Annotated in this window: 22 protein-coding genes; 18 read left to right on the top strand and 4 right to left on the bottom strand. The window is 42.8% G+C overall.

Annotated elements, in window-relative coordinates:
* Positions 1–41: 41 nt before the first annotated feature.
* The 6 genes from ABDD94_RS08755 to ABDD94_RS08730 all read left to right on the top strand — a co-directional run bounded on the left by ABDD94_RS08755 (position 42) and on the right by ABDD94_RS08730 (position 5279).
* A complete protein-coding gene (locus ABDD94_RS08755) occupies positions 42–704 on the top strand; it encodes an ankyrin repeat domain-containing protein (RefSeq protein WP_345955539.1) in 663 nt (220 codons plus the stop codon).
* 115 nt (positions 705–819) lie between these two features.
* Complete coding sequence (locus tag ABDD94_RS08750) at positions 820–1398, top strand: hypothetical protein (RefSeq protein WP_345955538.1); 579 nt, start codon at positions 820–822, stop codon at positions 1396–1398.
* Between the two features lie 106 nt (positions 1399–1504).
* The gene (locus ABDD94_RS08745) at positions 1505–1738 is read left to right on the top strand and encodes a hypothetical protein (RefSeq protein ID WP_345955537.1); all 234 of its coding nucleotides are present in this window, start codon (positions 1505–1507) and stop codon (positions 1736–1738) included.
* 158 nt (positions 1739–1896) lie between these two features.
* Positions 1897–2634, top strand: a complete 738-nt coding sequence (locus ABDD94_RS08740) for a 3-oxoacyl-ACP reductase family protein (protein ID WP_345948011.1) — start codon at positions 1897–1899, stop codon at positions 2632–2634.
* A 106-nt stretch (positions 2635–2740) separates the two neighbouring features.
* A complete protein-coding gene (locus ABDD94_RS08735) occupies positions 2741–4012 on the top strand; it encodes an ectonucleotide pyrophosphatase/phosphodiesterase (RefSeq protein WP_345955536.1) in 1272 nt (423 codons plus the stop codon).
* A gap of 145 nt (positions 4013–4157) precedes the next feature.
* Positions 4158–5279: a TlpA disulfide reductase family protein gene (locus tag ABDD94_RS08730; RefSeq protein ID WP_345955535.1), complete on the top strand. Its 1122-nt coding sequence runs from the start codon at positions 4158–4160 to the stop codon at positions 5277–5279.
* A 254-nt stretch (positions 5280–5533) separates the two neighbouring features.
* On the opposite strand, the gene ABDD94_RS08725 is transcribed toward ABDD94_RS08730, so the two are convergent.
* Positions 5534–6391 carry an NAD(P)-dependent oxidoreductase gene (locus tag ABDD94_RS08725; protein WP_345955534.1) on the bottom strand — a complete coding sequence of 286 codons (858 nt, stop codon included), beginning with the start codon at positions 6389–6391 and terminating at the stop codon, positions 5534–5536.
* 71 nt (positions 6392–6462) lie between these two features.
* On the opposite strand from ABDD94_RS08725, the gene ABDD94_RS08720 reads away from it, so the two are divergent.
* The 9 genes from ABDD94_RS08720 to ABDD94_RS08680 all read left to right on the top strand — a co-directional run bounded on the left by ABDD94_RS08720 (position 6463) and on the right by ABDD94_RS08680 (position 13503).
* Positions 6463–7155, top strand: a complete 693-nt coding sequence (locus ABDD94_RS08720; protein WP_345955533.1) for a DUF2490 domain-containing protein — start codon at positions 6463–6465, stop codon at positions 7153–7155.
* A 177-nt stretch (positions 7156–7332) separates the two neighbouring features.
* A complete protein-coding gene (locus tag ABDD94_RS08715) occupies positions 7333–8433 on the top strand; it encodes a GAF domain-containing protein (protein ID WP_345955532.1) in 1101 nt (366 codons plus the stop codon).
* Positions 8434–8484: 51 nt separating this feature from the next.
* Positions 8485–9783 carry an MFS transporter gene (locus ABDD94_RS08710; protein ID WP_345955531.1) on the top strand — a complete coding sequence of 433 codons (1299 nt, stop codon included), beginning with the start codon at positions 8485–8487 and terminating at the stop codon, positions 9781–9783.
* 62 nt (positions 9784–9845) lie between these two features.
* Positions 9846–11180, top strand: coding sequence for an argininosuccinate lyase (argH, locus tag ABDD94_RS08705; RefSeq protein ID WP_345955530.1), 1335 nt, complete (start codon positions 9846–9848; stop codon positions 11178–11180).
* 8 nt (positions 11181–11188) lie between these two features.
* The gene (locus ABDD94_RS08700; protein ID WP_345948018.1) at positions 11189–11392 is read left to right on the top strand and encodes a YwbE family protein; all 204 of its coding nucleotides are present in this window, start codon (positions 11189–11191) and stop codon (positions 11390–11392) included.
* A 57-nt stretch (positions 11393–11449) separates the two neighbouring features.
* Positions 11450–12151, top strand: a complete 702-nt coding sequence (locus ABDD94_RS08695; RefSeq protein WP_345955529.1) for a DUF1345 domain-containing protein — start codon at positions 11450–11452, stop codon at positions 12149–12151.
* Positions 12152–12303: 152 nt separating this feature from the next.
* On the top strand, positions 12304–12669 hold the full coding sequence (locus ABDD94_RS08690; RefSeq protein WP_345948020.1) for a response regulator: 366 nt from the start codon (positions 12304–12306) through the stop codon (positions 12667–12669).
* A gap of 177 nt (positions 12670–12846) precedes the next feature.
* The gene (locus ABDD94_RS08685) at positions 12847–12990 is read left to right on the top strand and encodes a hypothetical protein (protein WP_345948021.1); all 144 of its coding nucleotides are present in this window, start codon (positions 12847–12849) and stop codon (positions 12988–12990) included.
* Between the two features lie 141 nt (positions 12991–13131).
* The gene (locus tag ABDD94_RS08680) at positions 13132–13503 is read left to right on the top strand and encodes a hypothetical protein (RefSeq protein WP_345948022.1); all 372 of its coding nucleotides are present in this window, start codon (positions 13132–13134) and stop codon (positions 13501–13503) included.
* An 8-nt stretch (positions 13504–13511) separates the two neighbouring features.
* On the opposite strand, the gene ABDD94_RS08675 is transcribed toward ABDD94_RS08680, so the two are convergent.
* The gene (locus ABDD94_RS08675; RefSeq protein WP_345948023.1) at positions 13512–13733 is read right to left on the bottom strand and encodes a PspC family transcriptional regulator; all 222 of its coding nucleotides are present in this window, start codon (positions 13731–13733) and stop codon (positions 13512–13514) included.
* Positions 13734–13735: 2 nt separating this feature from the next.
* Positions 13736–15022: a DUF2851 family protein gene (locus ABDD94_RS08670; RefSeq protein ID WP_345955528.1), complete on the bottom strand. Its 1287-nt coding sequence runs from the start codon at positions 15020–15022 to the stop codon at positions 13736–13738.
* A 146-nt stretch (positions 15023–15168) separates the two neighbouring features.
* Between ABDD94_RS08670 and ABDD94_RS08665 the strand changes: the two genes are divergently transcribed.
* On the top strand, positions 15169–17730 hold the full coding sequence (locus ABDD94_RS08665; protein ID WP_345955527.1) for a zinc-dependent metalloprotease: 2562 nt from the start codon (positions 15169–15171) through the stop codon (positions 17728–17730).
* A 225-nt stretch (positions 17731–17955) separates the two neighbouring features.
* Here ABDD94_RS08665 and ABDD94_RS08660 read toward each other — a convergent pair whose 3' ends face one another.
* The gene (locus ABDD94_RS08660; RefSeq protein ID WP_345955526.1) at positions 17956–18630 is read right to left on the bottom strand and encodes a basic secretory protein-like protein; all 675 of its coding nucleotides are present in this window, start codon (positions 18628–18630) and stop codon (positions 17956–17958) included.
* A gap of 129 nt (positions 18631–18759) precedes the next feature.
* Here ABDD94_RS08660 and ABDD94_RS08655 point away from each other — a divergent pair, with 129 nt between their 5' ends.
* Both ABDD94_RS08655 and ABDD94_RS08650 read left to right on the top strand, forming a co-directional pair.
* Positions 18760–19827: a M20 family metallo-hydrolase gene (locus ABDD94_RS08655; RefSeq protein WP_345955525.1), complete on the top strand. Its 1068-nt coding sequence runs from the start codon at positions 18760–18762 to the stop codon at positions 19825–19827.
* A 60-nt stretch (positions 19828–19887) separates the two neighbouring features.
* The gene (locus tag ABDD94_RS08650) at positions 19888–20802 is read left to right on the top strand and encodes a DUF72 domain-containing protein (RefSeq protein WP_345955524.1); all 915 of its coding nucleotides are present in this window, start codon (positions 19888–19890) and stop codon (positions 20800–20802) included.
* Positions 20803–20809 lie beyond the last annotated feature (7 nt).

The raw sequence follows: 20809 nt of genomic DNA, 5'->3' as shown, positions 1-20809 counted from the left end.
TTAGATAACAAATTTATTTGGCACGATTTTTAATTTATATAATGAACAAACGCCTGAATATGGGACAATTAGAATACTTGATCACAACCGGAGATTTAAATACTTTGAACAGCCTGCTGGCTCAAAATCCGGCACTGGCTCAAAACTCGGCTGGCGAAGATCTTTCGCCACTGATGCTCTCCTGCTATTATAAAAGACCAGACGCTACTTCACTCCTGCTCAAGTACCTTGATAAAATAGACATTTTTGAGGCGGCAGCAGCCGGAAAGTTCGATATTTTAGCTTATTTGGTATATACGAACCCCGAACTGGTTCATGAATACAACCAGGATGGATTTACACCGTTGGCTCTGGCTTGCTACTTTGGCCAGTACGAGGCAGCACGTTACCTTATTTTTAAAGGCGCTGATGTAAACCAGCCTTTAAGCGGTGATTCGGGTATACGCCCTATACACTTAGCTGTTGCGGGCAATCACTTAGATGTTGTGCGTATGCTAATTGAGCACAATGTTCAAATTAATGTACAACACCATACGGGCATCACGCCATTACACTATGCAGCTAAACACGGCGACCCAGAAATGTTAATTACACTTTTAGAGGAAGGTGCCGACGTAACTATAACCATGGAAGATGGCTTGTTACCTGCAGACCTTGCCCGTGAGCATGGTTACGCCGAAATTGCCGAAATACTGAGCGTTTAATATTCTATTCCCGACATATATAAAAAGGCCTTAACTACACGTTAAGGCCTTTTTTACTTTTGCATACAAGCGAGCGGCTGTAATTTAAGTATACTTGCAGCAAATCTATCACAAGATGCCCGTTCCTTCCCCTATAATAGCGCTCGAAACAGCAAAATCAGTTCAGCAATTTGAACAGATATTAAAATTACAGAAAAGCAACCACCGCGATTCTCTTAGCCCTGCACAGCAAATTGCAGAGGGCTTTGTATATGCCCAATATAACCTACACACATTACAGCAACTTTCTGAATTTGAGGCACAAATTATTGCGACTGACGGCAAAAAGGTAATTGGTTATAATCTGGCTATATCTACACAACTAGTTAGTAAACTACCGGATTTGAAGTCGATGTTTTATGCATTTGACCAAACTACTTATCAGGGCCGCTTACTACGAACATATAGTTATGTTGTAGGTGGCCAAGTATGTGTAGACAAGGGCTACAGGGGGCAGGGGTTATTAAGGCGCATGTACAATGAAATGAAAACTTTGGGTAATGGGCGCTATGAGTTATGTGTAACTGATGTTTCTCAACGCAATACCCGCTCCTTACAAGCGCATCTTAACATTGGCTTTGTTGTAGCCGGCACTTACGAACATGATGGCGAAATCTGGCATACTGTGGTTTGGGATTGGAAAAAACAAAGGTAACCAGGGAATAGTGTTAAGTTAGGCTTCAATTCATTCAATCTCCTATCTTTACCATACTAACCAATCAATTTGCGCGCTTGGGCGTTTACTAAAAAACTTTATAGTTATGAAAGCAGAGAAAATGGTAATGCTTACCGGGAAACAATATCAGGAAATTAAACAGGCTTTGGAAAGCCAGCCCTTTTTGGAATACAATGTAGGCACAAATGGCAATCCAGAGGTGGTTAACATCAGCGAGATTTATTTAGATACCGACCCAGAATTTACACGTAACCCTAAACAGTATGCACAAGTGCATGATGACCACTTTGTACAAGTACGTATAGAATATGATGCATAAACTACGTTACTGTTCAATTTATTATTCACTTTGTTTATGCTCATAAGCCTGATGATGTGGCTTTTATGATGTAATAACAAATTTACACAAACATAAAGTTATCGTCAACCATATTACGACAGTAAGTGTTACTTTCGAAGTATCCTTTCTACCACCTTATGGACAAGCAGAAACTTTTAGGCAAAACAGCTTTAATTACCGGTGCCGCCCGTGGCATTGGTAAAAGTATTGCCCGCACCCTGGCCCTGGCTGGCGCTACGGTTATTATCAACTACCATCAAAGTAAAGATAAGGCAGAAGCCTTGGCTAACGACATTAACAAGTCGGGCGGCAAAGCCATAGCTATACGTGGCGATATGAGTGATGCTACAGAGGTAAGCAGTCTTTTTAAACAGATACATGACCAGGTTGGCGATATAGACATACTGGTTAACAATGCCGGCATTGCCAGGCCGCAGCCGTCAGAAGACATTCGGGTGGACGACTGGTCTGAAGTTTTGAACATAAATTTAACATCAGCCTTTCTTACCATTCAGGCCGCCGTACCGGGCATGAAACAAAAAAGATATGGTCGTATCATCAACATCTCGTCGGTAGCTGCGCAAACTGGTGGTGTTATCGGTCCGCATTATGCTGCTTCAAAGGCTGGCATGCTGGGGCTTACGCATTCATACGCATCATTGCTGGCCGAGTACGGCATCACCGTAAACGCCATAGCCCCAGCTCTGGTTGAAACCGACATGATTAAGAATAACGACAAGATTAAACCAGAACTATTGCCGGTTAAACGCTTTGGCCAACCCGAAGAAGTTGCCGACATAGCTTTGCTGCTGGCTTGCAACGGTTATGTAAGCGGCCAAACCATCAATGTTAATGGCGGCATGTACATGAGTTAATTTCAAACTTAAATATTAAAGAAGGTGCCGTTTACAATTTTATGTAAGCCCACCTCGTTTAGCCGGCAAATGTTTTTGAGTACCTTTGAATCTTCAAAGTTTATTCATGATAAAACAAGTATTGCTGCTACTTAACCTGCTTCTCTCCATCTGCGCTTTTGGCCAAACGGTTGATACCACCCAGCATATCATAAAGGGGCGTAACAATAGCCACACCCAACAAAACAAACCCTACGTAATTGTTATTTCGGTTGATGCCATGCGGTATGATTATGCCCAAAGGTATGGTGCTAAAAACCTGCTGGCGTTAAGTAAAACTGGCATACAGGCCACAACTATGCAGCCCTCCTACCCGTCTATTACTTTTCCAAACCATTATACGCTAATGACCGGGCTATATCCATCACATACAGGCCTGGTTTGCAACCGCTTTTATGACCGTAAGTCTGGTGCGCTTTATTCTTCCAAATTGGCATCGGCCGGTGAAGCACAGTGGTACGGCGGCACCCCGCTATGGGTTTTGGCTGAAAAGCAAAAAATGGTTAGCGCAGCCTTTTATTGGGTAGGCAGCGATGTACCCATACAAGGCACTTACCCTACTTATCGGTACAAATATAATGAGCAAATTGGCATCAGAGACAGAATTAATACCGTAGTGAATTGGTTAAAACTGCCAGCTAACCGCCGCCCGCACTTAATTACACTCTACTTTCCTGAGGTTGATCATGCCGGTCATCACTTCGGACCCGATGCACCTGAAACAAAGCGAGCCGTACTGTTCATTGACTCCGCCGTTAATGCCTTACAAAAGGCGGTAAAAGCAACAGGGTTAAAAGTGAATTTCGTTTTCATGTCAGACCATGGCATGACCAAGGTTGACAATCTGCATCCGCTCCAGATTCCGGCAGTGATTGATACCGCTAAATTTAAAGTAACCGGCGAAGATGTACTGGTAGAACTTTATGCTAAAGACACCGCTGCTATTAAAAATACTTATGAGGCCCTTAAAAAAAATACGCAGGGAAAATATACCGTTTATCTGCGTTCTAATACTCCTGCGCGCTGGCATTACAATAAGACCAACGACCGCTTTAACCGCATAGGCGATATTTTACTGGTACCCTACAAACCCTACATATTTGTGTACGCCAACAAAGCCAAACCTAATCCGGGAGTGCACGGGTACGACCCGGTTTTAGTACCCGATATGCAGGCCACTTTTTACGCGTGGGGTCCTGCCTTCAAAAAAGGACTAAAAATTTCTTCGTTTCAAAATGTAGAGGTATACCCAATGCTGGCCCAGTTACTCGGCTTAAAAATTACGGAACCCATCGATGGTGGCAACGCTTTAGCTAAAAAGGTTCTTAGAACTAAGTAGTACTTATTAGAACTTACCTACGGATTGAAGCGCTACTTGTAAGCATTATGCAAAGGTGTTAGAATTGTTAAAAGTAGTTAAACTAAGTATTTTGTTCAGCATTTAATTTACTTTGCTCTCGGTAAACCTACTAACCTTTTTGTGCATGAAATATCTCTTGATAAGCTTGCTAGCTTTCTGCCTTTTTAAAACAACTTATGCGCAGCAGTACATTATCAACGCCCATATCACTGGCATACCCGATGGTTGTAAATTTTACCTGAGCGATATCAGCATCGGTTCTGACATCGATAGCGCCGTTATACGGAACAGCACCTTTATTATGAAGGGTAAGTTGGCCGAAGCACCTAAATTACTACGTCTTCATACGCTTTATAACAAAGATCAATATGTGGCCCATTTGTTAATCTGCAACGAAGCTGTTGTTATTAAAGGCGATGTTAAAGATTTTCCTACCAATTTACTAATAACCGGCTCAAAAACACAAGTTGATTATAGTCAACTTCAGAAACTAAGTGCAGTACACGATAAGAAGCGTAACGAATTGGTAGAACAATTTTTTGCCCTCAGCGGCGACAGTGTTAAAATCAAAGGAAGGAAGATTTGGGAGGTGATTAATAAGGCAGACAGCGCTGACTTACTAGTTCGAACAAATTATGTAAAGACTCACCTTAACTCGCACGCTGGTTTATATGAACTGTTCAACATTAAAAATAAATTCAGAAATGACACTCTTCGGCTAATGTACAATTCGCTTAAACCCGAATTTAAGCAAAGCTTGTTTGGACAAAGAATAGGTAATTACTTAAAAGTTGGTGATATCTTGAAAAAGGGTGATGCCATGGCAGATTTTGAAGCATTGGATAAAAACGGCGTAAAGCACCGGCTTTTGAACTTTAAAGGAAAGTATATACTACTTGACTTCTCAACAACTTATTGCGGGCCTTGCTTACTTTCCCTAGAAGATCTGCGTAACATTGAAAAACGCTACGCCGACAAATTAACGATAATTACCTTTTCGGGTGATGTAGGTAAAGACACATGGTTGAAGGGCTTAAACCGCGACAATCCAAAATGGTTAAGTGTTTGGGATGGTAAGGGCAACTATGGCGAAACTATACTTAAATATGGCATAAGCTGTTACCCAACCTTTGTGTTAATTGATCCGCAAGGAAAGATAGCAGCTAAGTGGGAAGGTTATGGCAAAGAACCGGGGCGGAAAGGATCTCTCGAAACCAGTGTAGATAAAATATTAGGCAATCTGTAATCCGGAGGCAGCGTTTTACACCTACAAATACAATAAACGCCTAATGTTTACGGTTCAGCATTTATTGTTTTGTAAGCATTTTCAATTTAACAGCAAATCTTCAACATTATCCGCGTTGCGTTTTCCATTTCGCTCCACCGCGTTAATTTCTCAAATAGCTACGGTAGCAAGAAGCCCCCGTAGGTATTTCGAAAAACAATCATCTTTGCAAAACACCTCTGTATACGCGTTGTGCCCTAGCAATAGGTATCACTTTATTTATCCAGATGCTTGTAAATAGCCATTACATCCTCATCGCCCAAACCTGCTTCTTGTGCCTGTTTAAAGCTTTCATAAAGTGGTGTACTTAAAGGCGCATCAAGGCCTTGCTCTTTGGCTAACCGTAGATCTTTGGCCAGGTGCTTAAGGGCAAAAGCCGCCGGGAACTCGCCTTTTAAAATTGCAGGCGATTTAAGTTTGGTGATGCCACTGCCGCACGCGCCCTCGTTTATAATGGTGAGCATGTCTTCGGTTTTAACACCGTTGGCCTGGGCAAACAGAACCGTTTCGGCCAAGCCCTGCAGGTTTAGGCCTAAAAAGTAGTTAATAGCAAGTTTTGCCGCACTGCCTGCGCCTACCGGTCCAATCAATAACGACAGCTTGCCCAAAACATCAAACAATGGCTTAGCCTTCTGGTAGGCATCTTCGGTGCCACCCGCCAGAATAATTAAAGTACCATCCTGCGCCGGCTTTACACTGCCCGATACAGGCGCTTCCATAAATGCAGCCCCTTTGTTTATACAACTTTCTTCCAAAAACCGCGAGGTTTCGGGCGATACGGTACTTACGTTGATGAAAAGCTTACCTTTTACCTGTCCGGCCAGTAAGCCTTCAGGTGCTGTAAAAAGTTCTTTAGCCGCAGCATCGTCAGATACCATAGTTAATATAATATCGTTGCCCGATCCGAGTTCGGATAAATTTCCGGCTGCTGTAGCACCAGCATCCAGCACGCTCTTCTCTTTATTGCGGGTACGGTTAAAAACCTGCACGGCATAACGAGCTTTTAGCAAATTGCTAACCATGGGTATGCCCATATTGCCCAAGCCGGCCCAGCCTATTTTCGTTGTATTCATTGTTCAATAATATAGTTTATTACGAACAAACGGAAGCTTTATAAGTTTAGCTTTAGTAGCAAACAGGCAAAATGGTGAAAAATTTATTGGCAGTAGCGCTTTGCTTGTGGACCGCAAACACGTTTGCACAACTCACCGAAACGCAGGGGTGGATCTTTTTAACGCACAAGCAACAACTTACAAATAAGTTCGATTTTCTGGCCGACGTACAAACCCGTTCATCAAATAAATTCACTTACCTAAACACCTTGTTGTTACGAGGCGCAATAAGCTACAATTTAAACAAAAAAAATGCTATTGCGCTTGGATATGCACATAAAGCCGATTGGGAACAACAACCATCGGCACCCACTACTCGTCAATCCGAAAACCGTATTTACGAGCAATACCTTTACAGTTTTGACATTAAACGAACCGAAGTAAGCTTACGTGCCCGCGTAGAGCAACGTTGGGTTAACGACAAAGAAGTGGCTTTTTCGCAGCGTGCAAGAGCGTTCATTAGTGTACAAATACCGCTAACCGCCGATACAGCCTTTACCCACGGCTGGTACACAGGATTACAAAACGAACTCTTTTTGAACATTCAGCACAAAGCAAGCGTGAACCGGCACTTTTTCGATCAAAACCGGTCGTTTGTGTCCCTGGGTTATCGCTTCAGCAAAAAACTCGATGCAGAAGCAGGCTACATGTACTGGTATCAGCAGGAGATGGAAAACGCTTTTCGCCGCAATGTAATTCAATTGATGATTACTACTAGTTTTTAACAAAAACATGCTTATTTTATTATTTTGTTAAGCTATTTAACACCATAATATTTGGCTGAGAAGTTAAAAATGCAAACTTTAATTCATCAATTGCCGTATATTGCGACATCGTTACAAAACTTTTTCGTCTACTGTTTACATCATATGCCGTTTAACGAATTTTATAAAATTCGGTCGATGGAAAGGTTTTTAGACCTTAACATTAGCCGGGAAAATGAGCTACAGAACATAGTGACGCTGGCAGCAGAAGCCTGCCAAACGCCTGCTGCCTTTCTTGTTTTCCTGGATGAAGGCAAGATAAAATCGCACTTTAAATATGGCTTTTTAGCGGATGATATTGCTGTAGAAGATACCTTCTGGAACATGCCTTTGGACCTGGATGAAGTTTTGATAATACCCGACGCGTCGCAACATACAGCTTTATCAGAATACCCTATTGTTAAAGGACACCCTCACGTTCGCTTTTACGCAGGGGTGCCTCTCATTACGCATGACGGGCACGTGCTGGGCAGCCTGTATGTTTTAGGACGAGACGTAAAAGTACTTTCTGAACGCCGTAAACGCATGCTCGAATTGCTTTCGCGCCAGGCTGTAACCATGGTTGAATTTGAACTGGGCATCAGCATTCTTAAAGAACAGTTTGTTGAGGCCAAAAGTGCTGAAAACAAATTACGTTCATTTTTTGAAAGTTCTAAATCGAGCCACCTGCTTATAAACCCTGATATGAAGGTGATTACCTTTAACAAAACCTTTCGTGACATTACTTACACGGTATTTGGAAAAGAAGTTACTACAGGAGCAAATGCGACAAATTACATTTACCCTACCTACGCAGATGATTTTATCCGGAATGTAGAGATAGCGTTAACCGGTGAATCTTTGCAACATGAACGCCTGGTTGAACTTGGAAAAATTGCGGCCCGGTGGTTTAAGATCAGTTACAATCCCAGTTATGACAGCGCCGGCAATATTATAGGCGTATCATTTAACGCAACTGATATTAGCGAGCGTAAAAAGAATGAGGAAAAAATATTGCAGCAAAACGAGGCATTACGCAAGATTGCTTTCATGCAGTCGCATGAGTTACGCAAGCCGGTAGCTTCAATTTTAGGACTTATGCACTTGTTAAAACTGGAAGATCCAGGTGCGCATTCGGATATCATGAAAATGCTGGAAGCCACCGTACTGGAACTGGACACCACCATACACCGCATAGTACAGAACACTGAAACGCAAACCGAAACCAATGCACTTTCAGAAAATTACCTGAGTCAGTAAACCTTAATTAAGCTTGTTACTTATTATGTTTGTCTGAAACGCAGCATGTATATGACCGACCAGCCAAGCACCTCTCTCAATCTCACAGTATCAAACCGCATTAGGTCGATAATTGGCGGCTCACTGGGTAATCTGGTAGAATGGTATGATTGGTATATCTACTCCGCCTTTTCCTTATATTTTGCAGGTGCGTTCTTTCCGGCTCAAGATGCCACTGCACAACTTTTAAATACCGCGGGCATATTTGCCATAGGTTTTTTGATGCGGCCGGTTGGCGGCTGGCTTATGGGTACCTATGCCGATAAGAAGGGGCGCAAAAAAGCATTAACCGCCTCAATACTGCTCATGAGCTTGGGTTCGCTCATCATTACTTTTGTACCAGGCTATAAGCAGATTGGTATACTTGCCCCCATTCTACTGGTCTTGGCCCGGGTTATACAAGGCCTTAGCGTAGGCGGCGAGTACGGTACCAGCGCCACATACCTGAGCGAAATGGCGGCCAAACACAACCGTGGTTTTTACTCCAGCTTTCAGTACGTTACCCTAATTATGGGCCAGTTAATTGCCCTTGGTGTACTGATAGCGCTGCAACGCCTGTTTTTAACCGAAGCGCAACTGCACAGCTGGGGCTGGCGCATTCCTTTTGGTATAGGCGCTATACTCGCCATCAGTGTCCTGTTTCTGCGCCGAAGCCTGCATGAGTCTGCTACATTTGCGAAAACAGAAGCACAACCTGGCCGGGGAACCGTAAAGGCATTGCTGCAACACCCTAGGGCTGTATTAACCGTTATAGGTTTAACGCTGGGCGGCACGGTAGCTTTTTATACGTTTACCACCTACATGCAAAAGTTTTTGGTGAACACTGCCGGGTTTTCTAAGAACGATGCGACGCTTATATCAACGCTTACGTTAATCATATTCATGCTGTTGCAGCCGCTGTTCGGGGCCTTATCTGATCGCATTGGTCGCCGGCCGTTGCTTGTTGCCTTCGGCGTATTGGGTAGTTTGTGCACTATTCCTATATTAAACAGCCTCAGCCATGCTACTGATAAGTGGATAGCTTTTTTGCTGATAATGGCTGCCCTTATTATTATTAGTGGCTATACCTCTATAAATGCGGTTGTAAAAGCCGAACTTTTTCCTGCCGAGGTGCGGGCTTTGGGAGTAGGCTTTCCTTATGCTATTGCAGTATCTTTATTTGGCGGCACTGCCGAGTACTTTGCCCTTTGGTTTAAACAGGCTGGTCATCCGCAATGGTTCTTTTGGTATGTTACGGGTTGTATTGCTGTGTCCTTACTGATTTATGTGTTTATGAAAGATACGCGCAAGCACTCTAAGATTGAGGACTAAGCATATAATGCAATTATGCGTTAAAATGTGTAATTGTATGCAGATTTACACATATTTGCAGCATGAGTAAGCTGTGGCAAAAAACTACAAATGTAAACGAACTGGTTGAAAGCTTTACCGTAGGCCGCGACCGCGAATTTGATCAGCGAATGGCCGCTTTTGATGTGCTGGGCTCTCTGGCACATACCCAAATGCTGCAAAGCATTGGTCTGATGAGCAAAGAAGACCTCCAACTGGTTCAAGGTGAGCTTAAATCCATTTACAAAGAAATTCAGGAAAATAATTTTGAAATTGAAGCCGGCGTAGAAGACGTACACTCGCAGGTAGAAATGCTGTTAACCAAACGTATTGGCGATGCAGGCAAAAAAATTCATAGCGGCCGCTCACGTAACGACCAGGTATTGGTTGATCTGAAACTATTTTTTCGCCATGAGTTGCAACAGGTGGTTGAAGAAGTGCAACACCTGTTTACCTTATTAACCGAACTTAGCGAAAAGCATAAAGCAGTTTTATTACCAGGTTACACACATTTGCAGGTGGCCATGCCATCATCATTCGGTTTGTGGTTTGGCGCTTATGCAGAAAGTTTAGTTGATGACCTGGAATTAATTTTGGCGGCTTACAAAATCACCAATAAAAACCCATTGGGTTCGGCAGCAGGTTATGGCTCATCGTTCCCACTCAACCGCACGCTCACAACCCAATTATTGGGCTTCGATAATTTAAACTACAACGTAGTATATGCCCAAATGGGGCGTGGTAAAACAGAGCGCATCATTGCACAGGCACTTTCGGCGGTAGCAGCAACGCTGGCTAAAATGGCTATGGACCAGTGCTTGTACCTAAGCCAAAACTTCGCCTTTGTAAGTTACCCCGAAAACCTAACTACCGGCAGCAGCATTATGCCGCATAAAAAGAACCCCGACGTTTGGGAAATTATGCGCGGTAAATGCAACCGCCTGCAAGCCCTACCTAATGATGTGGCCATGATGACCACCAACTTACCGTCGGGTTATCACCGCGAAATGCAGTTGTTAAAAGAATTGTTGTTCCCCGCTTTTGCCGAGCTGAAGAGCTGCCTGCATATGGCGCATTTTATGCTGCAGCATGTTGAAGTTAAAACCAATATTTTGGATGACCCGCGCTATGCCTATTTATTTAGCGTAGAAGAAGTTAACCGCCAGGTATTGGAAGGCGTACCTTTCCGTGATGCATACAAACAAGTAGGCCTGGCAATTGAACAGGGAAACTTCAACCCCGACAAAACAGTTAACCACACCCACGAAGGCAGCATAGGCAACTTAGGCACCGAGCATATTACGCAGGCTATGCATACCCTGCTGCAAAATTTTAAATTTGATAAAGTAGCTGATGCTATTGAACAACTAGTGAAATAAGAATACCGATGAACGGACAAAACCGCAAAGACATTTACCCCGGCCTTGAGGTAGATATTATTTTGAAAAAAGATCAGCGAAGCGGCAAGCTAACCCGTGGCATTGTGAGTAATTTGCTTACCAGTGCTGCCTTTCACTCCCGTGGCATTAAGGTAAGGCTGGAAGACGGGCAGATTGGCCGCGTTGCTCATATTGTTGAAGAGGGCGATTAAAACCAAGTCGGGAGATACAGCTAATTTACACATCATACAACACAGGTAAATATTTATATGCCCGACGCCGAACCACTCAAAGCCGCAAAAAAACTCGCCCTGCACTTAGACGCTCACCACCGTCTTATCATTGCTATAATAGTAAGTGCTGCCGCCGCATACCTTTTAAGCGGTTCTTTACCACTTACTGAAACGATACTAGTAACCTGGATATGCTTTGCTTTTAGCCTTATTATTCCAGAATGGATGACCATACTTACAGCACACCCGCGCGATGTGCGTAAAATTGCAACCTTGCAAGACTCAAGCCGTACGTTTATATTCATTTTCGTGGTAACAGGTACCGTCTTTAGCCTATTATCCATATTTTTCTTAATGAAATCGCCCGAGAACGCCAGCCCCTCTCAGGTTACAGGACACATCATCCTAACCATAGGATCGGTCATTGTATCGTGGTGGCTGGTGCATACCATGTTTACCTTGCGCTATGCACACATCTATTATGATACCGTTAATGATGAAGGCCAACAAATACCTGCCTGCGGCCTAAAGTTTCCGGATGAAAACGAGCCCGATTATCTGGATTTCGTCTATTTTTCATTTAACCTGGGTGTTGCGTTCCAGGTTTCAGACGTAGCCATCGCTTCCCGCAAAATGCGCAGGCTAACCTGGGCACACAGCTTAATCTCATTCGCTTACAACACTGCAATCGTTGCTTTGAGCATCAATATTACTTCAGAACTAATTTCAAAACACTAAATTACAAGTAGAGAAATATTATAAACTTACAGTTACAGCATTTTTACAATACATTGTATATGCCATTTCGTTTAACCTTATTGGTATGTTTATCTTTGTTGCAGCAAGCAGATAAATGATTCTGTATGCTGTTAACCCCTTAATTCCTATTGATGTTGAAACGTATTTTAGTGCTGGATGATAACCAGGACATTCTGGAGGTTGTTAATGAAGTTCTTTCTTACGAAAACTTCGATGTTCACGCCATTTCAACCAGCGACAATATTTTACAGGTAGCTAAAAATTATAAGCCCGATTTAGTGATACTGGATTATTTACTTAATGATGGCAACGGTGGTGAAATATGCAAGCGTCTAAAGGCTGATGATAAATTGAGCAACGTGCCGGTTATTATTTTTTCGGCCTACATTAACCGTGATGTTGATTATCCATCGTTTGGTTGTGAGGCTGTAATTGCGAAGCCTTTCGATTTAACCGAACTGGTTGACAAAGTGAACTCGCTTATCTCTGCGAATTAACATTCGCACACCATTTAGTATCGTATTCTGTTCTAAAGCCTGGTAACTTGTACAATTTTCCGTACAAGCACCGGGCTTTTTTCATCTTATCTTTTACAGTAAATCACGTTTTTTGGATGATTTGTAAGTACTGGCACATTATTGGTATATGGTATAATAATTAAAACTAACTGCCTTATGAAAAGTGTAAACAATACTCAAATCTTAGCTAAGTCAATTGATATTCAATTAAAGAAAATGTTAGAAAAAGACTTAAAAGCATATCGCCAGTCTCTTGTAAGAAAAGAAGGCATTAACCAGGGCAACAAACAAGCTGCCTGACCATATACCATCTACCCTATGAATAAAAAGAGTTTATACATTGTGCATAAACTCTTTTTTGTTTCTGTAGGGCACTGATGATAACGACAATATGCTATGATGTGGCTTCAAAATTGACTAATAAGGATACAATAACCAAATATGAGTAAGCGGATTTTAATTGTGGATGAGGACTTGATAGAGCTCAATCAGTTGTCTCTTATGCTTGATTCAAGGGGATATGAGGTTTGCCCCTTACATCAGTCATATAAAATATTAAACGAGATATCACGCTGTAAACCTGACTTTATACTTATGGATACCATGTTTAGCGAAATGGACAGCATGGTAGTAAGCAGAGCTTTAGGAGTAATCGAAACTGTAAAAGATATTCCGTTGATGCTTATCTTAGGAAAGGACTATAATCACTACACTTATTCGTTAAAGCCATATGGCAATGCAAACGGAAACAGTGTAAAGACCACAGACCTTGATACGTTGATAGAGAATATCAACTTACGGTTGGCCAGTTAAAGACTGATTTACCAATCCATTACCCGGGCACGCATACGTTTAACGTAGTGGCGGATATCTAGCACAATACCCGCGCAGAAATAAAATATAAGTGGAAATCCTACTGCCAGAAACGAAGAGTAAATAAAAAACAACCGAATTTTGGCAATAGAGATATTAAAACGTTCGCCCAGATAAGTACATACTCCAAATGAGTAGCGCTCAAAAAAGGTTAAAAATCTTTGCATCATAATCAGCCCAAATTTAATATTTGATTACCTACCCCGCACTGTAAGCACTTTTTATGATTACAGTAGTTATTTTTTAATTCAAGCAAAGCCTGCGATTCAAAAGCGCTTTTGGCAATAACGCCAAGGTTTGTAAAATCGTTTACTATATGGTTTTGCTCAACAGGCACACTTTCCAACAATTCAAGGCTTCGGTCAATGTACTGCTGTAGTTTGTGATGATGCCCGTAGCTATATAAAAACACAGCAATGGTGTTCATCAACAACAAATCGACCGAGGATTTGCCTAGTGATTTTGATGCCGGTTTTGATTCTACACCAAATCTATAATGAGTCTCCCAATAGTCGTTAACATCAACCTGGTTAAAAAGTTTTCTAAAATCGGCCAAATGTTCTATTTCTAAAATCTTCGAAAACAAGTGATTAGATTTAAATATCAGATTAGCAAATTGTGCAAGACGAATGGTTGGAAAGTTTTGCGGCCTTAAACGCATAAACTTCCATAGGTGCTTTTCCACAGGCTTAAGGTTGTACTTCTTTTGCAAAAAACCATACTCTGCCTGCAGCTTAAGGGGGTAACCATCTGCAAGCTCAACTTCTAAAAAACCCGCCTGCCCCATAATAAGTGCTTCAATCTGCAATGCACTGTTTTTATGCTTTGCCAGAATTTGCTGCGGTAGCGATTTTGCCAGCAATTCAAAAGGCAAAGCATTCACTTTAAAACCAAAATTTGCAGCCAGGTGCTGATAAAAGGTCTCATCCCAATCGCCGCGGTTATGCTGTAGTGTATCTATAACGGCAACAGATTTTTTCTGTAGCCTTTCAATCAGTACACGGGTAAGCCAGTTATGCAGCTTAATGCCGCTCACGGTTTTAATGGTAGCCTCGCAAGGTATGATTTGCTGGTTGCCATAAGCCAGTTGGTGGTACCGGGTGTAAAGTTCGGCAGGAATACGGTTGGCAAGTTCTAATGTAGGCACCTGCCTGCCGTTAGGTAATATAACGGGTTTATCGTTACGGTAAACAATGTGTAAAACAACGTTACCGTAGGCTTCGTCGTGTGTATGATTGTGCTTGTACCAATCACCGGCAGCAATATGTATTTCGGCATTACCTGCCCATAAGGTATCGCCTATTCTTATCCGCACGTTATGAAAATCGGGCCCTGCATCAAAGTTATGCACACCTACCGACAATATCTCCAATGATAAGCCATCCGTAGTTTGCAAATCATGAAAATCAAACAGCTTAAACTTCCAGATGTAATGCAAAAAGTCTTCGGTGAATAGCATGATGTAATATAAGCAGAAATTATAATACCGGCAATGAAACGTGCTGACAAAGGCCTACTATTAAAACCTTTGTAACAAATAAGCTATAGCAGTGCAAATATATTTCTTTGCTGTACATTTAGTTGATAATTAATTAACCCTTACTAATGAATAAAATTTTACTCACTATGGCTTTAGCCGCAGTTGCCTCGGGCACTTTTGCGCAAGGCCGGCCAGACAGTGCAGGTACAGCCCGCCGAACTGCCCTTCCGGGCGGTTTCACAGGCGTAGCAGCAACGCAACGTGCGCAACCCAAGCCTTACAAATCTGTAATTACAGATAAAGCCGTTAGCCGTAAAGGCTTATTTAAGACCCACAAGGTTGATGATAAGTATTACTTTGAAATTGGAGATAGCGTACTTAACCGCGACATTTTGGTAGTAAGCCGCATATCGCGCGCAGGTGCAGAGGTACGTGCCGCCGATGGTTATGCAGGCGACCAAATTGGCAATACAGTTATCCGCTTTGAAAAAGGCCCCAACAACCGCATTTTTATGCGTAAGGTTTCTTACCGTGTTTATAGCCCCGACAGCACCAAATCGATGTACCAGTCTGTACAGCGTTCAAATATACAAGCTATTGCTGCAGCATTCAACATTGCTGCATTTTCGCCCGATTCAAAAGGTAGCGTTATTGATATGACCGACTACATCAACGGCGATAATGAAATATTTTTCTTCAGTTCACCGCAAGGTAAACAACGTATCCGCCTGGGCAACCTGGTACCTGATCGCAGCTACATCGAAAATGTACGCAGTTTCTCTAACAATGTAGAAATCAGCACCGTTAAAACATATGGTTTATTAGCAGCAGCGTCACCATTTGGTCGGGGCGGTGCTCCGGCTCCTGCCCTTGGCGGCGGCGCGCCAAATGGTTCGGTAACTGTTGAGCTGAATACATCATTGGTAATATTACCAAAAGTGCCGATGAAAGGCCGCTACTTTGACCCGCGCGTAGGTTACTTTACCAGCAATTACACGGATTTTGACCTTAACCCACAAGGCGTGAAAGATGTGCAGCTTATTGCGCGCTGGAGACTGGAGCCTAAAGCTGCCGACATGGCTAGATACAAGCGTGGCGAGTTGGTTGAGCCTAAAAAACAAATTGTTTATTACATTGACCCTACCACGCCTAAAAAATGGGTACCATATCTTATTGCTGGTGTTAATGATTGGCAAAAAGCATTTGAAAAAGCTGGCTTCAAGAATGCTATTGTAGCCAAAATGGCTCCTACTGCCAAGCAGGACTCTACCTGGAGCCTAGACGATGCAAGCCACTCGGTAATTGTTTACAAACCATCCGAAACCGAGAATGCAAGCGGTCCGCACGTTTCTGATCCACGCAGCGGTGAAATTCTGGAAACACACATTAACTGGTACCACAACGTCATGAAACTGGTACACGACTGGTATTTCATTCAAACTGCAGCAGTTGACGCGCGCGCCCGTAAAATGACGTTTGACGATAAACTAATGGGCGACCTGATCCGCTTTGTATCATCGCACGAGGTTGGCCATACCTTGGGATTACGTCACAACTACGGTTCAAGCTCGAGCGTGCCGGTTGAAAAATTACGCGATAAAGCATTTGTTGAAGCAAATGGCCATACGCCATCTATTATGGATTACGCCCGCTTTAACTATGTAGCACAACCTGAGGATAACATCACCTCTAAAGGTTTATACCCCCGCATTGGCGATTATGACAAATGGGCTATTGAGTGGGGTTACAGATACCTGGGTGATAAAGGTGCAGATGCCGAGAAAGAGCAACTGAACAAAATGACCATTGAAAGCGCTAAAAACCGCCGCTTATGGTTTGGTACGGAAACCAATCCGGATGACCCGCATTCGCAAAACGAGGATTTAAGCGATAATGCTATGGTGGCCAGTACCTATGGCATTAAAAACCTGCAACGCATTGTAGTTAAATTACCTGAGTGGACCAAAGAGCAAGGCGAAGGTTATGATGACCTGGACAACATGTACGGACAGTTAACCACACAGTTTGGCCGCTATATGGGCCATGTAGCTAAAAACATTGGCGGTATTTACGAAAACCCAAAAACGACTGAACAAGCCGGCGCGGTATATGAATATACTCCTGCTGCTACACAGCATGAGGCTATGACTTTCCTGGACAAACAACTGTTCACTACACCTACCTGGTTATTAAACCAGCAGATATTGAGCGATATTGGCACAAACCCGCTACAGGTTATTTACACCCGTCAGGATGCTGTGTTAAACCGATTGGTTACACCACGCGTGTTTAATAAACTAATTGCGTTTGAAGCTGCAGAAGGTAGCAAAGCCTACAAGGTAACCGACTTTATGGGCGATATGCAGAACATCATCTTCCGTGAGATCAAAAACAATCAAGCTATTGACGTTTACCGCCGCAACCTGCAAAAATTGTATGTAGATAAACTGATTGAAATGGTTAAGCCACAAGCACCAAATGCAGCTGCGCAACTGGTTGTATTTGCCGGCCGTGGCGGTGCAGTACAACGCGAACTGGAACAAACTGATGCAATTTCTGTTGCTAAAGCTCAACTGCGTGCCATAAACAGCATGATCAAATCAGCAAACATCAGCGACTCAATGAGCACTTACCACTTACAAGATTTATCTGATCGTATTACAGAAGCCCTGAATCCGAAAAGTTAATTGACTGGTAAATAGTTTTCAATTAAAAGCCGCCTGCATACGCAAGGCGGCTTTTTTATGGCTTGTCTTCAAAAAATGCGACTAAAAAGTGATCATTTCAAGCCAATGCAAGAAATCTTTTTCATAGGATAAGCCTCACATTGGAAAGTTCTTTAACTATAGTTCGGGATAACAATCCTCGAGGAAGCGTAATATGCAATCTTATTTATGCAATTTAAAAGGTAATTAAACAGCCGGGCTGTCTATGTAAGCCTGCCATAACTCATCAAGTGTTTTGCCGGTTTGTTGTTTCCAACTGTCGGCTGTGTAAGTGCGTTCGCGCAATTGCTTGTCCAGCTCTTTTACAATTCCCCTGTTTTGCTTCTTTTCAATCCAATACAGAAAGCGCGCAGTAATCCGATAGCTATTGGTATAGCTTTGCCCTGCTTTATAATCAGGCAACTTCCATTTAGCGCCCTCGTTATTAACGCCGAATTGGTTGCGCACATAATCGGCTATACCTTCGGTTAACCAGCCTGGTCCAACGCTGCGCTTGTAGTCCTGTGCAATATGCATTACCTCATGTGTAACCACGTCGATATCTTCAGGGTGCTGGTGAAACCACTTTGGGTTAAAAACAACGCGGCCATTTGAGGTGGCTGCAACTCCTTTATAAGCCGTATCAACCACAAAAGCTACTGTTTTTAGTGTTTGCTTGTTGTATTCTTTGGCAATTTTAGGGTATACTTTAAAGAAAGTTTCTATTAGTTTATGCTGCAAAGAGCTGTCTAACGTAGCATCATTGTTAGCAAAAGTAAGGGTATAACCTTTACGCTGATAGGTAGCCCGCTCCTGAGCCATTGCATTGCCAACTATAGCAAACGTTAGCAACGCCAGCAGATAAGATGATGTAATTTTCATACCTGCAATCTACATGCTAAAACGGTTAATGCCTATCATTTTTTATATTAAAGCCACAAATAACCATTTGCTGTTTAGTAAAATCGTATACATTTGCAATATACCAAAGGGCATTTAATGCCTAACCCTATGACTAATACCGAGACGCTATATCACAACGCCCTGCAGCTTTTAAAAGAATTGATTGCAACGCAGTCCTTTAGCAAAGAAGAAGACCGTACCGCCAGTATTATCGAAGCTTTTTTTAAACAGCGGAACATCAGCACACATCGCAAACTCAATAATGTATGGACTTATAATAAGTACTTTGATGCTGCAAAGCCTACTATTTTGCTTAACTCCCATCATGATACGGTAAAACCAAGTTCGGCTTATACCCGCAATCCGTTAGAGCCAACTATTGAGGACGGAAAGCTGTACGGCTTGGGCAGTAATGATGCGGGCGGATGCCTGGTATCGCTGATTGCCACGTTTCTTCATTTTTATGACAAAACCGATTTGAAATATAATTTTTGTTTAGCCGCCACTGCCGAAGAAGAAATATCAGGTGTAAACGGATTAGAACTGGTAATTCCCGATCTGGGGCAACTTGAGTTTGCCATAGTTGGCGAACCAACCCTAATGCAGCTGGCCATTGCCGAACGGGGGCTGATGGTATTAGACTGTACCGCCCACGGCAAATCAGGTCATGCCGCGCGCGAAGAAGGGGAAAATGCTATTTACAAAGCAATGGCAGACATTGAATGGTTTCGCAATTACCGATTTGCAGAAGAATCTGAAATGTTCGGACCAATAAAAATGTCGGTTACGGTAATTAATGCCGGGTCGCAACATAACGTAGTACCGGCAACCTGTACTTTTACCGTTGATGTGAGGGTAACCGATGCCTACCGTAATGAGGAGGTGCTCAATATTATTCAACAACAGGTTAGTTGCGATGTAGTGCCCCGGTCGGTCAGGTTAAAGCCATCATCTATAGATAAAAACCACCCAATTGTACAGGCGGGTATAGCACTGGGCCGAACCACTTATGGCTCCCCCACCACCTCAGATCAGGCACTGCTCGATATTCCTTCGGTTAAAGTAGGTCCGGGTGATTCTGCGAGATCACATACGGCCGATGAATTCATCTATACCAATGAAATTGAAGAAGGCATTAAACTTTATATACAAATGCTGGAAAAGGTTACCACTTAATTTGTACATTTACTTCATTACCAATACAGTAACAACAATTTAAGCTTAAGCACAAATGAAATGGAATTTGGCAAAGTAATACTGCCAGAACTCGACCTTATTGATTTTACTTTGCCGCCTGATGCAGCGTTAACTACCGCAACTTTGCGCGAAGCCAAAGGTAAACAGCCGCTGCGAGTTTATGTAGGCTGCTCCAGCTGGGGGCAAAAGGACTGGAAAGGCATGATGTTTCCGGCCAAAACAAAAAGCGCCGACTTTTTACAGGAGTACGTAAAGCATTTCAACATGATTGAGTTAAATGCGACGCACTACCGCATGCATGATGCTGTTACTATTGCCAAATGGAAAGAAAAAGCTGCCAGTAATCCCGACTTTAAGTTTTGCCCCAAGTTTAACCAGCTTATTACGCATATAAAGCGCTTAAAGCAGGCCGATGAGATTACAACATCTTTTTATGAAAGCATGCTGGCTTTTGAAGACAAACTGGGGCCTATGTTTTTACAGATGAGCGACGGCTATCTACCGCAGCACTTTGCCGAATTTAAAAGTTACATCGAAAGTTTGCCCCGCGACCTGCCCGTATTTGCAGAGTTACGCCATAAAGACTGGTTTGCCAATACCATACACTACAACGCCGCCTTTGAGTTAATGAATAAACTTAACATCGGCTCCATCATTACCGATACTGCCGGCAGGCGCGATGTGGTGCACATGACACTTACTACACCTGTAGCTTTTATTCGTTTTGTGGGGAATGCCCTGCACCCTACCGACTACCTGCGCATTGATGCCTGGGTAAACCGGTTTGCACAATGGAGCAAACAGGGGCTGCAGGCTATTTACTTTGGGATGCACCAACCCGACGAAAAAACAACGCCTTTGCTGTGTGATTATTTGATTATGCAATTAAATAAAACATTACACATGAACATTGCAAGACCGGGATTGTTACCAACTAACAACACGCTATTTTAACCTTTAG

It is taken from the genome of Mucilaginibacter sp. PAMB04168 (genome assembly GCF_039634365.2).
Taxonomy (GTDB): Bacteria; Bacteroidota; Bacteroidia; order Sphingobacteriales; family Sphingobacteriaceae; genus Mucilaginibacter.
Note: the sequence above shows the minus strand (reverse complement) of the source record. Positions and strands in the feature narration are given on the sequence as shown.

What these genes read in the sequence shown, in the direction of transcription:
- ABDD94_RS08755 (WP_345955539.1), top strand. Translation starts at nt 42, where the DNA reads ATGAACAAACGCCTGAATATGGGACAATTAGAATACTTGATCACAACC.
- ABDD94_RS08750 (WP_345955538.1), top strand. Translation starts at nt 820, where the DNA reads ATGCCCGTTCCTTCCCCTATAATAGCGCTCGAAACAGCAAAATCAGTT.
- ABDD94_RS08745 (WP_345955537.1), top strand. Translation starts at nt 1,505, where the DNA reads ATGAAAGCAGAGAAAATGGTAATGCTTACCGGGAAACAATATCAGGAA.
- ABDD94_RS08740 (WP_345948011.1), top strand. Translation starts at nt 1,897, where the DNA reads ATGGACAAGCAGAAACTTTTAGGCAAAACAGCTTTAATTACCGGTGCC.
- ABDD94_RS08735 (WP_345955536.1), top strand. Translation starts at nt 2,741, where the DNA reads ATGATAAAACAAGTATTGCTGCTACTTAACCTGCTTCTCTCCATCTGC.
- ABDD94_RS08730 (WP_345955535.1), top strand. Translation starts at nt 4,158, where the DNA reads ATGAAATATCTCTTGATAAGCTTGCTAGCTTTCTGCCTTTTTAAAACA.
- ABDD94_RS08725 (WP_345955534.1), bottom strand. Translation starts at nt 6,391, where the DNA reads ATGAATACAACGAAAATAGGCTGGGCCGGCTTGGGCAATATGGGCATA.
- ABDD94_RS08720 (WP_345955533.1), top strand. Translation starts at nt 6,463, where the DNA reads ATGGTGAAAAATTTATTGGCAGTAGCGCTTTGCTTGTGGACCGCAAAC.
- ABDD94_RS08715 (WP_345955532.1), top strand. Translation starts at nt 7,333, where the DNA reads ATGGAAAGGTTTTTAGACCTTAACATTAGCCGGGAAAATGAGCTACAG.
- ABDD94_RS08710 (WP_345955531.1), top strand. Translation starts at nt 8,485, where the DNA reads ATGACCGACCAGCCAAGCACCTCTCTCAATCTCACAGTATCAAACCGC.
- argH (WP_345955530.1), top strand. Translation starts at nt 9,846, where the DNA reads ATGAGTAAGCTGTGGCAAAAAACTACAAATGTAAACGAACTGGTTGAA.
- ABDD94_RS08700 (WP_345948018.1), top strand. Translation starts at nt 11,189, where the DNA reads ATGAACGGACAAAACCGCAAAGACATTTACCCCGGCCTTGAGGTAGAT.
- ABDD94_RS08695 (WP_345955529.1), top strand. Translation starts at nt 11,450, where the DNA reads ATGCCCGACGCCGAACCACTCAAAGCCGCAAAAAAACTCGCCCTGCAC.
- ABDD94_RS08690 (WP_345948020.1), top strand. Translation starts at nt 12,304, where the DNA reads ATGTTGAAACGTATTTTAGTGCTGGATGATAACCAGGACATTCTGGAG.
- ABDD94_RS08685 (WP_345948021.1), top strand. Translation starts at nt 12,847, where the DNA reads ATGAAAAGTGTAAACAATACTCAAATCTTAGCTAAGTCAATTGATATT.
- ABDD94_RS08680 (WP_345948022.1), top strand. Translation starts at nt 13,132, where the DNA reads ATGAGTAAGCGGATTTTAATTGTGGATGAGGACTTGATAGAGCTCAAT.
- ABDD94_RS08675 (WP_345948023.1), bottom strand. Translation starts at nt 13,733, where the DNA reads ATGATGCAAAGATTTTTAACCTTTTTTGAGCGCTACTCATTTGGAGTA.
- ABDD94_RS08670 (WP_345955528.1), bottom strand. Translation starts at nt 15,022, where the DNA reads ATGCTATTCACCGAAGACTTTTTGCATTACATCTGGAAGTTTAAGCTG.
- ABDD94_RS08665 (WP_345955527.1), top strand. Translation starts at nt 15,169, where the DNA reads ATGAATAAAATTTTACTCACTATGGCTTTAGCCGCAGTTGCCTCGGGC.
- ABDD94_RS08660 (WP_345955526.1), bottom strand. Translation starts at nt 18,630, where the DNA reads ATGAAAATTACATCATCTTATCTGCTGGCGTTGCTAACGTTTGCTATA.
- ABDD94_RS08655 (WP_345955525.1), top strand. Translation starts at nt 18,760, where the DNA reads ATGACTAATACCGAGACGCTATATCACAACGCCCTGCAGCTTTTAAAA.
- ABDD94_RS08650 (WP_345955524.1), top strand. Translation starts at nt 19,888, where the DNA reads ATGGAATTTGGCAAAGTAATACTGCCAGAACTCGACCTTATTGATTTT.